The sequence below is a fragment of the Klebsiella sp. LTGPAF-6F genome, assembly GCF_001753185.1.
Lineage (GTDB): Bacteria > Pseudomonadota > Gammaproteobacteria > Enterobacterales > Enterobacteriaceae > Klebsiella > Klebsiella michiganensis.
The window spans coordinates 1,748,250-1,762,393 of sequence record NZ_CP017450.1 but is presented as its reverse complement, the minus strand read 5'-3'; the positions used below and the strand labels follow the sequence as shown (position 1 = coordinate 1,762,393).

Below are 14,144 nucleotides of genomic sequence, written 5' to 3'. Positions count from 1 at the left end.
CCGTCCGGGGCGCACAGGAGCGTATTATGTATAAAAAAATCTCGCTGACGCTGGTTATTCTTGCGCTCGGGGGCTGTCGTATCGTCTCTCAGCAGGAGCTGGCCGATCTTAAATCTCCGCCCAACCCGCATATGGCGGATATCGATCGGACATGGCAAGACCAGCTGGTTCCCCAGGTTGTGGCTAAAGCCCGCCCCGTTGCCGAGCTGATGACCGCCCTGCGCGCGGCGAAAGATATCGATAGCGCCTGCAAAACCTTAGGCTATCGCGCTCAGGACGAAAACCCCTGCGTGTTTTACGTCAAAGTCGAAGGCAATATCAGTAAAATTGATTCCGCTTCGCGCAGCGGAAAAATGACGATTCAGGATATCAGCGGCGGCAACGTGGTGGTGCAAATTGGCCCAACGCTGCGCGGCACATTATTACGCGACGGCTATCAGGGCGCCAGCTATCAGGACTTTAACGATCAGGTGCTGTTTGGCGAATATAGCCGGGCGATTAACGAACATGCGGTCAAGATGATCCAGACGGCGCAGGTGAAAACCGGCGAAGCGGTACAGGTGTACGGCGTGTTCTCGGCCTGGGATATTCCGCAGACCATGCCTGATATTACGCCAGCCAAAATTGTTCGTTTGGGAGGGCAATAACATGCAGCGGCAAGAACTCGTCAATTCCCAACCAGTCGACTCTGAAGTTATTATCGAAACTCGCGAATTATCTCGCGTTTATCCGGGCGTTGTCGCCTTAGATAGCGTGAATTACCGGGTCTATCGAAATAAAGTAAACGTTCTGATCGGTGAAAATGGTGCGGGTAAATCCACCATGATGAAAATGCTTGCTGGCGTTGAAACACCCTCTTCCGGTCAAATCATTCTTGATGGCGCCCCGGTGACCCTTAGCTCGACGCACCAGGCTGAAAAGCAGGGAATCAGCATCATTTTTCAGGAATTAAATTTATTCCCGAATATGAACGTCATGGATAATATTTTTATGGCTAACGAATTCTTTCAAAAAGGGAAGATTAACGAAAAATATCAATATGAGTTAGCCAAATCATTACTGGAAAGACTGGAGCTGAATGTCGATCCCTACACCCAGCTTGGTGAATTAGGCATTGGCCATCAGCAGCTGGTGGAAATTGCGCGAGCGCTTTCTAAGGACACCCGGGTATTAATTATGGATGAACCCACTTCCGCGCTCAGCCAGTCGGAAGTCAAAATCCTGTTTAACGTGATCGAACAGCTTAAACGCCGCGGCGTCACCATTATCTATATTTCCCACCGTCTGGAAGAGCTGATGGAAATTGGCGACCACATCACTATTTTCCGCGACGGGCGCTTTATCAGCGAGCGCGAGGTCAGCGACGCCAGTATTCCGTGGATTATCGAACAGATGGTCGGCGATAAGAAAAAACATTTCGACTACCGGCCGGCGCCGAAAGGCGAAGCGGTCCTTGCCGTTGAAGGTCTGACGGCGCTGCACCCCAGCGGCGGCTATAAGCTCAACGATGTGACCTTTACCTTAAGTAAGGGAGAAGTGATCGGCATCTACGGCCTGCTCGGCGCCGGACGCACGGAGCTGTTTAAAGGCCTGGTCGGCCTGATGCCCTGCCAGAGCGGTAACGTCCATCTCAACGGCGAAAATATCGAAAAGGCCCCGTTCCAGGCGCGGCTGAAAAAAGGGCTGGCGCTGGTGCCTGAAGACCGTCAGGGCGAAGGCGTGGTGCAGATGATGTCGATTCAATCGAATATGACCTTATCCGATTTCAGCCTGCAGGGATTTCGCCGGGCGTGGAAATGGCTGAATCCGCAGAAAGAAATCGCCTGCGTCAAAGAGATGATTCGCGAACTGGCAATCAAGGTGAGCGACCCCGATCTGCCTGTCACCTCACTCAGCGGCGGCAACCAACAAAAGGTGGTGCTCGGCAAGGCGTTGATGACGAAGCCGGAAGTGGTGTTTCTCGATGAGCCCACTCGCGGTATCGACGTCGGCGCGAAAACCGACGTTTATCATCTGATCGGCAAAATGGCCCAGCAGGGTCTGGCAGTGATGTTCTCTTCATCGGAGCTGGATGAAGTGATGGCGCTGGCGGATCGCATCCTGGTCATGGCCGACGGTCGGATTACCGCCGATTTACCGCGTCATGCGGTGACCCGCGAAAAATTAATCGCGGCTTCAACACCTCAAGATTAATCAGGCTGGAACCCATCATGAACCAGAAATATATGATTTATATGTACCTGCTGAAGGCCAGAACGTTCATCGCTCTGCTGCTGGTTATCGCGTTCTTCAGCGTGATGGTACCGAATTTCCTGACCACATCTAACCTGCTGATTATGACCCAGCACGTGGCCATCACCGGCCTGCTGGCCATCGGCATGACGCTGGTTATCCTGACGGGCGGTATCGACCTCTCCGTCGGCGCCGTGGCCGGCATCTGCGGCATGGTGGCCGGAGCGCTGTTAACCAACGGCCTGCCCTTATGGAACGGCAGCGTTATCTTCTTCAACGTACCGGAAGTTATCCTCTGCGTGGCGCTCTTCGGTGTGCTGGTTGGCTTCGTTAACGGCGCGGTCATCACCCGCTTCGGCGTCGCGCCCTTTATCTGCACCCTGGGCATGATGTATGTCGCCAGAGGCTCGGCGCTGCTGTTCAACGACGGCAGTACCTACCCCAACCTCAACGGCATGGAAGCGCTGGGCAACACCGGTTTCTCCACCCTGGGATCCGGGACGCTGTTGGGCATCTATCTGCCAATCTGGCTGATGATCGGCTTCCTGCTGCTGGGCTACTGGCTGACCACCAAAACCCCGCTGGGCCGCTATATCTACGCTATCGGCGGTAACGAATCCGCCGCACGCCTGGCCGGCGTGCCTATCGTCAAGGCAAAAATCTTCGTTTACGCCTTCTCCGGCCTGTGCTCAGCGTTCGTCGGCCTTATCGTCGCCTCGCAGCTGCAAACCGCGCACCCGATGACCGGCAATATGTTCGAAATGGACGCCATTGGCGCCACCGTGCTCGGCGGAACCGCGCTGGCGGGCGGTCGCGGCCGGGTGACCGGGTCAATCATTGGCGCGTTCGTCATCGTCTTCCTCGCCGACGGCATGGTGATGATGGGGGTCAGCGATTTCTGGCAGATGGTCATTAAGGGGGTGGTTATCGTCACCGCCGTCGTCGTCGACCAGTTCCAGCAGAAACTGCAGAACAAAGTCATTCTGATGCGCCGCCATGAGGAGAAGCTGGCTGCGGCAGGCGCCACTAGTTAATCACGTCTTTATTACCCCGCCGGATGCTCTGCCGTCCGGCTTCAATAAGGGATGAAAAACATGCAAAGAAATTTCCACAACAAAACGGTTGTTATCACCGGCGCCTGCCGCGGAATTGGTGCAGGTATTGCCGAGCGCTTTGCGCGCGACGGCGCGAATCTGGTGATGGTCTCTAACGCCGAGCGCGTCCACGAAACGGCGGAAACCCTCCGCCAGCGCTACCAGGCCGACATCCTGTCGTTACAGGTTGATGTGACCGACGAAGCGCAGGTGCAGTCGCTGTACGAGCAGGCGGCAGCGCGTTTCGGCACCATCGACGTCTCTATCCAGAACGCAGGCGTGATCACCATCGACTATTACGATCGCATGCCGAAGGCCGACTTTGAAAAAGTGCTGGCCGTTAACACCACCGGCGTCTGGCTGTGCTGCCGCGAAGCCGCCAAATATATGGTCAAGCAGAACCACGGCAGCCTGATCAACACCTCTTCCGGCCAGGGTCGTCAGGGCTTTATCTACACCCCGCACTATGCCGCCAGCAAAATGGGCGTGATCGGCATCACCCAAAGCCTGGCGCACGAGCTGGCGCCGTGGAATATCACGGTTAACGCCTTCTGTCCGGGCATTATCGAAAGCGAGATGTGGGACTACAACGACCGCGTCTGGGGCGAAATCCTCAGCACCGAGCAGAAGCGCTACGGTAAAGGCGAGCTGATGGCGGAGTGGGTCGAAGGCATTCCGATGAAGCGCGCCGGCAAACCGGAAGACGTTGCCGGGCTGGTGGCGTTTCTCGCCTCCGACGACGCGCGTTACCTCACCGGGCAGACCATCAATATCGATGGCGGCTTGATTATGTCGTAATGCCGCCAGCCTGGCATTTTTCAGGTCAGGCTACACAAATCATGTCCCGGAGGCGGTGCTGCGCACCTGTCCGGGCTACCCGACGGCACAAGCCCCGTAGTCCGGACAGGCGCAACGCGCCGCCTCCGGGAACGCCAACACCGGGCATGCTAAAGAATATTTTTTAGAGAGTAATAACTATGATCGCAAAAGATTTTGCCCAACAGCTGTTTAACCTGCAGGACCGCGTGGCCTTTGTCACCGGCGCGGGCAGCGGCATCGGCCAGATGATTGCTTACGGGCTCGCCAGCGCGGGGGCTCGGGTCGTCTGCTTCGATCTCCGTGAAGATGGCGGCCTCGCCGAAACCGTCAAAAATATTGAAGCCATCGGCGGAGAGGCCTGCTTCTACACCGGTGATGTGCGCCAGCTTAGCGACCTACGCGCCGGCGTGGCATTAGCGAAAAGCCGCTTTGGCCGCCTCGATATAGCCGTCAACGCCGCCGGGATTGCCAACGCCAATCCGGCGCTGGAGATGGAAACCGAGCAGTGGCAGCGGGTTATCGATATTAACCTGACCGGCGTGTGGAACTCCTGCAAAGCGGAAGCCGAACTGATGCAGGAAACGGGCGGCGGTTCGATTATTAATATCGCCTCGATGTCCGGCATTATTGTTAACCGCGGTCTCGATCAGGCGCACTACAACTGCTCTAAAGCGGGCGTTATCCACCTGTCAAAAAGCCTGGCGATGGAGTGGATCGGCAAAGGGATTCGGGTCAACTCCATCAGCCCCGGCTATACCGCCACGCCGATGAACACGCGCCCTGAGATGGTTCATCAGACCCGCGAATTCGAAAGCCAGACGCCGATCCAGCGTATGGCGAAGGTTGAGGAGATGGCCGGCCCGGCGCTGTTCCTCGCCAGCGATGCCGCCTCGTTCTGCACCGGCGTTGACCTGGTGGTTGATGGTGGTTTTGTCTGCTGGTAGAACGGATTTAGCGTAGAAAAATGCCGGTAAGGGTGAGGTTGACGTCAGCGAAGCAGTATGCAGGGTGGCGGCGCGATTGTTTTAACCGGTCGATGTTCTCTCGCCGTCCATCCTGCCCCCATAAGCAGAAAAAAGGTGCCTTAAGGTTCCTTACCCAGCCTGCGGATAAGCGGGGATAGCTCCCCGCATACCGGCTACTTCTTCGTTTCGTAAGCGAGAACGGCCTTGAACTCCATACTACGTTCTTTGATGCTCAGCTCGCACAGCGAGTCGCGCACCATTAACGTCAATCCCAGCGCTGTCAGACACAGCACGATGATTGCCACCAGGGCGTATTTTGTCAGCATCTCGTTGCCTCCATGCGAAGAAGGGGCTACTATCCAACGTGCTAGGTTTGGATTGTAGGCCTCAGGTTGATGGGAACATCTCCTGGGGCTTCGTCTTTCTGAATCCTCACCTAAGCCTGAACGCAGAAAGCCTCAGGCACCCGCCGCCATCATACGCTTCCCTGCGCAATTCACTGTATATTTAACCAGCCGCAATCCTTTTTCAGAAAACGTTTAGATAGCCTACATTCCGGGGAAGGTCACGCTGTTGCCCGGCGCTTCGCGATGCAGATGGATAAAGTTCAAATGACGCTCGTACTGGTCAAGAATATCGGTAATGACCTGCTCTTTGCTGTAGTCCATCAGGTCGTTGCCCTGACTCCCTTCCAGCAGGAAGGTCTCCAGACGATAGTAGGTCGACTTCCCGCTGCGCGCCCGGTAGGTAAAGCCGGGAATGGAGTACTGCTGCGGCCAGATCTGATAAACAAAGTTCTGCTCGTCGCCCATATGCACCAGCAGGTCAAGATGGCCCAGGCTGTCCCCCTCTTCCGGCGGCAGGCTTTTCAGCTCGACGTAAGCGCCGCGCAGCTTCAGCTCCTGCGCCACCTCTTCCATCGCCGGGAAGCACACCGTCTCCATCATCTGGCGGGTATAGCGCGTGCCGGGATAGTTCATCAGCCGCGACAGGCGCTTCTTCCAGCTCAGGCGATCCTGCACGCCGAGCGGTCGCGGAGCGGTGTCGCGGTTGGCGCTCTCGCGGCGATAATCCTCAACCTTCAGCGACTTATATAACCCCGCCATCACGAAGAAGATCACGAAGCTAAACGGCAGCCCCATAATCACCGTCGCGTTCTGTAGGGCGGAAATGCCGTTAGTCATCAGCATCCCGAGGGTCAGCAGGCCGATAACCACCGACCAGAAGATCCGCAGCCAGTTTGGCGCATCGCTGTTGATATCCTTCAGCTTCGAGGTGAAGTTACCCAGCACCAGCGCCCCGGAATCCGCGGAGGTCACATAGAACAGCAGGCCGGTAATCGTCGCCACCGAAGCGCTAAAGGTAAACGCCGGATACTGCGCCAGCAGGTTATAGAAGCCGCGCTCCGGGTGGGCGACCGCCTCGGCGGCGAAGGCCGCATTGCCGTGGATGATCTCATACAGCGCGCTATTGCCGAACACCGACAGCCACAGCAGGGTAAAGGTGAACGGGATAATCAGCGTTCCCACCACAAACTGACGAATGGTACGTCCACGTGAAATACGCGCCAGGAACAGGCCGACAAACGGCGACCACGCCACCCACCACGCCCAGAAGAACAGGGTCCAGTTGTTCATCCACTCTACCGGACGATCGAAGGCGAAGCTGTTCAGGGTCATGCCCATAAAACGATTCACATAGTCGCCAACGTTGAGCACCAGTGCGTTGAGCAGAAACTCGGTGTCGCCCATAAACAGGACAAACAGGATCAGCCCGAGGGCCAGCACCACGTTAAGCTCGGAAAGAATACGAATGCCTTTATCCACCCCGGAGGTCACGGAGATGGTGGCGATAATGACCGACAGCACGATCAGCGCCGCTTTCGCGCCCAGCGAGTCCGGAATATCAAACAGCACGTTGAGGCCGTAGTTTAGCTGCACCACGCCAATCCCGAGCGTGGTGGCGATACCAAAAATGGTGCCGATAACGGCGGCGATATCCACGCTGTGGCCGATTGGGCCATTAATCTTTTTGCCGAAGATCGGATAGAGCGCGGAGCGGATGGTCAGGGGTAAATTATAACGATAGCTAAAGTATCCCAGCGCCATCCCCATCAGGGCATACATCGACCAGCCGGTCAGCCCGTAGTGAAACAGCGTCCACACCATCGCCTGGCGCGCCGCCTCCATGGTCTGCCCCGCCCCTTCCGGCGGCTGCATATACTGGGTCACCGGTTCGGCGACGGAGAAGAACATCAGGTCGATACCGATACCGGCGGCGAACAGCATTGCCGCCCAGCTGAGCACGCTAAACTCCGGCTTCGAATGTTCCGGCCCGAGCTTCACCGAACCGAAACGCGAGCAGGCGATGCACACGACAAACACGATATAGAGCGTCGCGGCGAGCAAATAGTACCAGCCAAAGGTGCGGGAAACCCAGTTCAGGGTACGGCCAATCCAGGCCGCGGAAAAATCGCTGAAGAAGAGAGTCATCAGGGAAAACAACAAAATCAGTCCGGCGGAAGTGTAAAAAACCACCGGATTGATTTTGTCCTTTTCTCTGCTCGGCGAAAGGTCTGTCATCCATTCTCCTTACTGTTTTTGCAACTATTAGAACCAAAATCGGCAACAATTAAGACACATTTTATATTGAACGTCCAATCAAAAACCGCTTTAATAGATAAACAAAGCTGATGAATGGAGTCTGAGAAATGCCCAAACTGGGGATGCAACCGATACGGCAGCGGCAGCTGATTGACGCCACCCTGGCCGCCATCAATGAAGTGGGAATGCACGATGCCACCATCGCGCAGATCGCCCGGAGGGCTGGCGTATCAACCGGCATCATCAGCCACTATTTCAAGGATAAGAACGGGCTGCTGGAAGCGACGATGCGCGATATCACCGGCCAGCTGCGCCAGGCGGTGTTGGGCCGTCTGCACGCCCTGCCCGGCGCCGGCCCGCAGGAACGCCTGCGCGCCATCGTGGCGGGAAACTTCGACGACAGCCAGATAAGCAGCGCGGCAATGAAGGCCTGGCTCGCCTTTTGGGCCAGCAGCATGCATCAGCCGATGCTCTATCGCCTGCAGCAGGTCAGCAGCCGGCGACTGCTGTCAAATATCGTCTATGAGTTTCAGCGCGCCCTGCCGCGCGAAGAGGCGCAGGAGGCCGGATACGGTCTCGCCGCGCTGATCGACGGGCTGTGGCTACGCGCGGCGCTGAGCGGTAAACCGCTGGATAAAGCCCGCGCCGAAACGCTCGCCGAGCACTTCATCAGCCAATATCTGCCACCGACTTCTCACTAATGGAGGACCCATGTCCCGAATGGCCGAACAGCAGCTTTACATCGACGGTGGTTATGTTTCCGCCACCAGCGGTAAAACCTTCGAGACGATTAACCCCGCCAGCGGGGAAGTGCTGGCGACCGTCCAGGCCGCCGGCCGCGAAGACGTCGACCGGGCGGTAAAGAGCGCCCAAAAAGGGCAAAAAATCTGGGCGGCGATGAGCGCCATGGAACGTTCGCGCATTCTGCGTAAAGCGGTCGATATTCTGCGCGATCGCAACGATGAACTGGCGCGTCTGGAGACTCTCGATACCGGCAAACCGCTGAGCGAAACCGCCGCCGTCGATATCGTCACCGGCGCCGATGTGCTGGAGTACTACGCGGGCCTGATCCCGGCGCTGGAAGGGAGCCAGATCCCGCTGCGCGACAGTGCATTCGTCTACACCCGCCGGGAACCGCTGGGCGTCGTCGCCGGGATCGGCGCCTGGAACTACCCGATCCAGATCGCCTTGTGGAAATCAGCCCCGGCGCTGGCGGCCGGTAACGCGATGATCTTTAAGCCGAGTGAAGTCACCCCGCTCACCGCCCTGAAGCTGGCGGAAATTTACCGCGAGGCGGGACTGCCGGCGGGGGTATTTAACGTGCTGCCGGGCACGGGCGCCGAAACCGGCCAGTATCTCACCGAGCACCCGGACATCGCCAAAATCTCCTTTACCGGCGGCGTCGCCAGCGGCAAAAAAGTGATGGCCAACTCCGCCGCCTCCTCGCTGAAGGAAGTCACCATGGAGCTGGGCGGTAAATCGCCGCTGATCGTCTGCGAAGACGCCAACCTCGACCTCGCCGCCGACATCGCGATGATGGCTAACTTCTATAGCTCAGGACAGGTCTGCACCAACGGTACCCGGGTATTCGTTCCGGCGCGCCTGAAGGCGGCGTTTGAAGAGAAAATCCTCGCTCGCGTGGCGCGTATCCGCCCCGGCGATCCGTTTGCTGAAAGCACCAACTTCGGGCCGCTGGTGAGCTTCCCGCACCGCGATAACGTGCTGCGCTACATCGCGATCGGCAAGCAAGAAGGCGCGCGCCTGCTCTGCGGCGGCGAGGTGCTGAAAGGCGAAGGCTTCGACCGCGGCGCGTGGGTCGCCCCGACGGTGTTTACCGACTGCGATGACCAGATGACCATCGTCCGCGAAGAGATCTTCGGCCCGGTGATGTCGATTCTGAGCTACGACGATGAGGAAGAAGCGGTTCGCCGCGCCAACGCCACCGAATACGGCCTCGCCGCCGGCGTCGTCACGCCGGATTTAAACCGCGCCCATCGCCTGATTCATCGGCTGGAGGCCGGGATCTGCTGGATCAACACCTGGGGCGAATCCCCGGCGGAGATGCCGGTTGGCGGCTACAAGCACTCCGGGATTGGCCGCGAAAACGGCGTGCAGACGCTGCACAGCTACACCCAGGTCAAATCCATCCAGGTTGAGATGGGTCCGTTTCAATCCATATTTTAACCAGGAGGTCATTTTTGCAGTTTGACTACATTATTATTGGTGCCGGTTCCGCCGGCAACGTACTGGCTACACGACTGACGGAAGATCCCCAGACCACCGTCCTGCTGCTGGAAGCGGGCGGCCCGGATTACCGTTTCGACTTCCGCACCCAGATGCCCGCCGCGCTGGCCTTTCCTCTACAGGGTCGGCGCTATAACTGGGCCTACGAGACCGAGCCTGAACCGCATATGAACAATCGCCGCATGGAGTGCGGACGCGGTAAGGGCCTCGGCGGGTCCTCGTTAATCAACGGCATGTGCTATATCCGCGGCAACGCTATGGATCTCGATAACTGGGCCTCGGCGCCGGGGCTTGAGCACTGGAGCTACCTCGACTGCCTGCCCTACTACCGCAAAGCGGAAACCCGCGATATTGGCGCCAACGACTACCACGGCGGCGACGGCCCGGTCAGCGTCACCACGCCAAAGCAGGGCAACAATCCGCTGTTCCACGCGATGATTGAAGCCGGCGTACAGGCCGGCTACCCGCGCACCGACGATCTTAACGGCTACCAGCAGGAAGGGTTTGGCCCCATGGATCGTACCGTGACGCCGCAGGGACGCCGCGCCAGCACCGCGCGCGGCTATCTCGACCAGGCGCGCGCGCGTCCCAATCTGACCATTCGCACCCATGCGCTGACCGATCGCATTATTTTTGCCGGCAAGCGCGCCGTCGGCGTCGAGTGGCTGGAGGGCGACAGCACCGCGCCGTCAAACGCCACCGCCAGTAAAGAAGTGCTGCTCTGCGCGGGCGCCATCGCTTCGCCGCAAATCCTGCAGCGCTCCGGCGTCGGCAGCCCGGAACTGTTGCGCCAGTTCGATATTCCGCTGGTTCACGCCCTGCCCGGCGTCGGCGAGAACCTGCAGGATCATCTGGAGATGTATCTGCAGTACGAATGTAAAGAGCCGGTGTCGCTCTACCCGGCGCTGCAGTGGTGGAACCAGCCGAAAATCGGCGCCGAATGGCTGTTCGGCGGGACCGGCATCGGCGCCAGCAACCAGTTTGAAGCGGGCGGATTTATTCGCAGCCGGGAAGCCTTTGCGTGGCCGAATATTCAGTACCACTTCCTGCCGGTCGCGATTAACTACAACGGCTCAAACGCGGTGAAAGAGCACGGATTCCAGTGCCACGTCGGCTCCATGCGCTCCCCAAGCCGCGGCCACGTGCGTCTGAAGTCGCGCGACCCGCACGAACATCCGGCGATTCTGTTTAACTATATGTCCAGCGAACAGGACTGGCAGGAGTTCCGCGACGCGATTCGCATTACCCGCGAAATCATGCATCAGCCGGCGCTGGATAACTATCGCGGCCGGGAGATCAGTCCGGGGGCGGAGTGCCAGAGCGATGCCGAGCTGGATGAGTTTGTGCGCAATCATGCGGAAACCGCCTTCCATCCGTGCGGCACCTGTAAAATGGGCTACGACGAGATGGCGGTGGTGGATGGCGAAGGTCGGGTTCACGGGCTGGAAGGCCTGCGCGTGGTCGACGCCTCGATTATGCCGCAGATTATTACCGGCAACCTTAACGCGACCACCATCATGATTGGCGAAAAAATGGCTGACGCCATTCGCGGCCGTCAGCCGCTGCCGAAGAGCACCGCGGCGTATTACGTGGCGAACGGCGCGCCGGTTCGCCGGTAAGAGTAAGCCCCCGCCCCTCTCCCTGCGGGAGAGGGTTAGGGTGAGGAAAAACTAACGGAAATCTTCCAGCCGCTTTAGCTGCCGTCCATCAGCATCAAAGTTCTCCGGCGCCAGCCACGCCCGCAGCGCCGCGTCGCGCGCGGGCCATTCGCTATCGATAATCGACAGCATATCGCTATCGCGGGTGCGTCCTTTGCGTACCATCCTCTGACGAAGACGCCCCTCCCAGGTAAACCCCAGCCGGTCGGCGGCGCGGCGGGAGGCGAGATTCATCGAATCGCACTTCCACTCCAGCCGACGATAGCCGTGAGCAAAACCATTTTGCAGCAGCAGCCACACCGCCTCGGTCCCGAGCGGCGTATTTTTCATCGCCCGCGACCAGGTGACGTGCCCTATCTCCACCGTGCCCATCGCCCGCTCAATCGCCATATAGCTGACCAGCCCGACGGCCCGCTCGGCGCGCAAATCGATAACCGCATACGGCACCAGCCCGTCGTCCATAACCTTACCGGTGATCCAGTTCGCCGTTGACTCCACGCTCTGTGGGCAGGTGCTGGCAAGCCAGGTCCAGTCGCTGTCGTCGCCGAGGGCATAGGCGGCAAACAGATCCGCCGCGTGCCGCTCGGTATCCAGCGGCTCCAGCCGGCAAAAGCGGCCATTTAACGCCGTGCGGCGCAGAAGTCCCGCGCCCTGCCACCCTGGCACGCGATCGTTGACCTGCTGACCAAATTCATTAATTTCCGGCACGCTTATCTCTCCCGTAGTGTTATCAAATTGTTATATCAAGAAAGGCGAATGGCCGGAAGATGCCCGGTACGATCGATCGTCATAACCCCTTGGTCTTTCTTATGCTTTTTAAGCATAAACTTAGCCGATCTTTGACTTTACGCCCGTAATTAAGCGGCCTAACGTAGCGAAACATCAATAATCACAATAACTTTTTTCAGGGATCGCATATGACTAAAAAACTGCTGCCGCTGCTGGTGCTCGCCGCGTTATCCGCCGCCGTTCACGCCGCCACGCCGCCGGGGACCCTGGTGGTCGCGCAGGGCCTCGACGATATCGTCAGCCTCGACCCGGCGGAAGCCAACGAGCTCTCCAGCATCCAGACGGTACCGAGCCTTTATCAGCGCCTGGTGCAGCCGGACCGCGATAACCCTGAAAAAATCACCCCGATCCTGGCCGAAAGCTGGCAGGCCGATCCGGCGGCGAAAACCCTGACCATCAAGCTAAAGCCCGACGCCAAATTCGCCTCCGGTAACCCGCTGCGCCCGGAAGATGTCATTTACTCGTACACCCGCGCGGTCATCCTGAACAAATCGCCAGCGTTTATTCTTAACGTCCTCGGCTGGCAGCCGGATAACATCGCCAGCCAGCTGAAGAAGGTAGACGACCATACCCTGGAGCTCCGCTGGACCGCCGACGTCAGCCCGGCGGTGGCGCTGAATATTCTCTCAACGCCGATCGCCTCTATCGTCGATGAGAAACAGGTCGCCCCGAACGCCAAAGATAGCGACTTCGGTAACGGCTGGCTGAAAATGCACTCGGCGGGCAGCGGCGCGTATAAAATGCGGGTCTATCAGCCGCATCAGGCCATCGTGCTGGAGGCCAACAGCAGCGCACCCGGCGGCGCGCCGAAGCTGAAAAGCATCATTATTAAGAACGTTCCGGACCCGGCCTCACGTCGTCTTCTCATCCAGCAGGGTGATGCCGACGTGGCGCGCGATCTCGGCGCCGACCAGATTGCGGCTCTGCAGGGTAAACCGGGCGTCAAGGTCCTCAGCATCCCTTCCGCTGAGCAGAACTATCTGGTCTTTAATACCGGCAACAGCGCCAACCCGCTGCTGAAAAACCCGGCCTTCTGGGAAGCGGCGCGCTGGCTGGTGGATTACAACGGCATCACGAAAGATTTGCTGAAGGGGCAATATTTCGTCCATCAGAGCTTCCTGCCGGTCGGCCTGCCGGGCGCGCTGGACAATAACCCGTTTACATTCAACCCGCAAAAAGCCAAAGATATCCTCGCTAAAGCGGGCATCAAAGAGGCGCATTTCACCCTCGACGTCGAAAACAAGCCGCCGTTTATCACCATCGCCCAGTCGATGCAGGCGAGCTTCGCCCAGGGCGGCGTGAAGGTGGATTTGCTGCCGGCCGCGGGTAGTCAGGTCTATGCTCGCGTGCGCGCCAAACAGCATCAGGCGGCGATTCGGCTGTGGATCCCTGACTATTTCGATGCCCACTCTAACGCCAGCGCCTTTGCGTACAACGACGGTAAATCCAGTACCGTCGCTGGGCTAAACGGCTGGCAGATCCCGGAGCTGAATAAAGCGACCCTGGCGGCAGTCGCCGAGCCGGACGCAGCGAAGCGCCTGGATCTGTATAAAAACATGCAGGAGGCGCTGCAGCGCAGTTCGCCTTACGTGTTTATCGATCAGGGTAAAACCCAGATTGTGGTTCGCGATAACGTGAAGGGTTATCAGCAGGGTCTCAATGCCGATATGGTCTGGTATGACCGGGTAACCAAATAACGCCTGGGGCAGGTACGATCAGGTAGCCCGGACAGGCGCAACG

12 protein-coding genes are annotated in these 14,144 nt (G+C 58.5%); 9 read left to right on the top strand and 3 right to left on the bottom strand.

The genetic code is table 11. The features are described 5' to 3' along the window. Positions 1 to 26 precede the first annotated feature (26 nt). From BJF97_RS08190 to BJF97_RS08170, 5 genes are all read left to right on the top strand, one after another. Complete coding sequence (locus BJF97_RS08190; protein WP_014228344.1) at positions 27 to 647, top strand: DUF2291 family protein; 621 nt, start codon at positions 27 to 29, stop codon at positions 645 to 647. Position 648: 1 nt separating this feature from the next. Next, positions 649 to 2,193 (top strand): sugar ABC transporter ATP-binding protein, encoded by a 1,545-nt coding sequence (locus BJF97_RS08185; RefSeq protein ID WP_014228343.1) that lies wholly within the window; start codon positions 649 to 651, stop codon positions 2,191 to 2,193. Between the two features lie 17 nt (positions 2,194 to 2,210). Then, entirely contained in the window at positions 2,211 to 3,266 is a 1,056-nt protein-coding gene (locus BJF97_RS08180; protein ID WP_004848640.1) for an ABC transporter permease, read from the top strand. A 60-nt stretch (positions 3,267 to 3,326) separates the two neighbouring features. After that, positions 3,327 to 4,124, top strand: a complete 798-nt coding sequence (locus BJF97_RS08175; RefSeq protein ID WP_014228342.1) for an SDR family oxidoreductase — start codon at positions 3,327 to 3,329, stop codon at positions 4,122 to 4,124. Positions 4,125 to 4,303: 179 nt separating this feature from the next. Continuing rightward, on the top strand, positions 4,304 to 5,089 hold the full coding sequence (locus BJF97_RS08170) for an SDR family oxidoreductase (RefSeq protein WP_004130297.1): 786 nt from the start codon (positions 4,304 to 4,306) through the stop codon (positions 5,087 to 5,089). Between the two features lie 194 nt (positions 5,090 to 5,283). Here the strand turns inward: BJF97_RS08170 and BJF97_RS08165 are convergent, their stop codons facing one another. Both BJF97_RS08165 and betT read right to left on the bottom strand, forming a co-directional pair. Further along, positions 5,284 to 5,436: a Hok/Gef family protein gene (locus tag BJF97_RS08165; protein WP_004130292.1), complete on the bottom strand. Its 153-nt coding sequence runs from the start codon at positions 5,434 to 5,436 to the stop codon at positions 5,284 to 5,286. A 222-nt stretch (positions 5,437 to 5,658) separates the two neighbouring features. Further along, complete coding sequence (gene betT, locus BJF97_RS08160; RefSeq protein ID WP_025107047.1) at positions 5,659 to 7,692, bottom strand: choline BCCT transporter BetT; 2,034 nt, start codon at positions 7,690 to 7,692, stop codon at positions 5,659 to 5,661. Between the two features lie 128 nt (positions 7,693 to 7,820). Here betT and betI point away from each other — a divergent pair, with 128 nt between their 5' ends. From betI to betA, 3 genes are read left to right on the top strand one after another with little or no spacing between them, the layout of a single operon-like run. Then, the gene (gene betI / locus BJF97_RS08155) at positions 7,821 to 8,414 is read left to right on the top strand and encodes a transcriptional regulator BetI (protein WP_032693526.1); all 594 of its coding nucleotides are present in this window, start codon (positions 7,821 to 7,823) and stop codon (positions 8,412 to 8,414) included. 10 nt (positions 8,415 to 8,424) lie between these two features. Continuing rightward, positions 8,425 to 9,897, top strand: a complete 1,473-nt coding sequence (betB, locus tag BJF97_RS08150) for a betaine-aldehyde dehydrogenase (RefSeq protein WP_032693525.1) — start codon at positions 8,425 to 8,427, stop codon at positions 9,895 to 9,897. Positions 9,898 to 9,911: 14 nt separating this feature from the next. Further along, the gene (gene betA, locus BJF97_RS08145; RefSeq protein WP_014837759.1) at positions 9,912 to 11,576 is read left to right on the top strand and encodes a choline dehydrogenase; all 1,665 of its coding nucleotides are present in this window, start codon (positions 9,912 to 9,914) and stop codon (positions 11,574 to 11,576) included. Positions 11,577 to 11,627: 51 nt separating this feature from the next. Here betA and BJF97_RS08140 read toward each other — a convergent pair whose 3' ends face one another. After that, positions 11,628 to 12,323, bottom strand: a complete 696-nt coding sequence (locus BJF97_RS08140) for a GNAT family N-acetyltransferase (protein ID WP_014228336.1) — start codon at positions 12,321 to 12,323, stop codon at positions 11,628 to 11,630. 209 nt (positions 12,324 to 12,532) lie between these two features. Between BJF97_RS08140 and BJF97_RS08135 the strand changes: the two genes are divergently transcribed. Continuing rightward, entirely contained in the window at positions 12,533 to 14,101 is a 1,569-nt protein-coding gene (locus BJF97_RS08135) for an ABC transporter substrate-binding protein (RefSeq protein WP_025107051.1), read from the top strand. Positions 14,102 to 14,144 lie beyond the last annotated feature (43 nt).

What these genes read in the sequence shown, in the direction of transcription:
- BJF97_RS08190 (WP_014228344.1), top strand. Translation starts at nt 27, where the DNA reads ATGTATAAAAAAATCTCGCTGACGCTGGTTATTCTTGCGCTCGGGGGC.
- BJF97_RS08185 (WP_014228343.1), top strand. Translation starts at nt 649, where the DNA reads ATGCAGCGGCAAGAACTCGTCAATTCCCAACCAGTCGACTCTGAAGTT.
- BJF97_RS08180 (WP_004848640.1), top strand. Translation starts at nt 2,211, where the DNA reads ATGAACCAGAAATATATGATTTATATGTACCTGCTGAAGGCCAGAACG.
- BJF97_RS08175 (WP_014228342.1), top strand. Translation starts at nt 3,327, where the DNA reads ATGCAAAGAAATTTCCACAACAAAACGGTTGTTATCACCGGCGCCTGC.
- BJF97_RS08170 (WP_004130297.1), top strand. Translation starts at nt 4,304, where the DNA reads ATGATCGCAAAAGATTTTGCCCAACAGCTGTTTAACCTGCAGGACCGC.
- BJF97_RS08165 (WP_004130292.1), bottom strand. Translation starts at nt 5,436, where the DNA reads ATGCTGACAAAATACGCCCTGGTGGCAATCATCGTGCTGTGTCTGACA.
- betT (WP_025107047.1), bottom strand. Translation starts at nt 7,692, where the DNA reads ATGACAGACCTTTCGCCGAGCAGAGAAAAGGACAAAATCAATCCGGTG.
- betI (WP_032693526.1), top strand. Translation starts at nt 7,821, where the DNA reads ATGCCCAAACTGGGGATGCAACCGATACGGCAGCGGCAGCTGATTGAC.
- betB (WP_032693525.1), top strand. Translation starts at nt 8,425, where the DNA reads ATGTCCCGAATGGCCGAACAGCAGCTTTACATCGACGGTGGTTATGTT.
- BJF97_RS08135 (WP_025107051.1), top strand. Translation starts at nt 12,533, where the DNA reads ATGACTAAAAAACTGCTGCCGCTGCTGGTGCTCGCCGCGTTATCCGCC.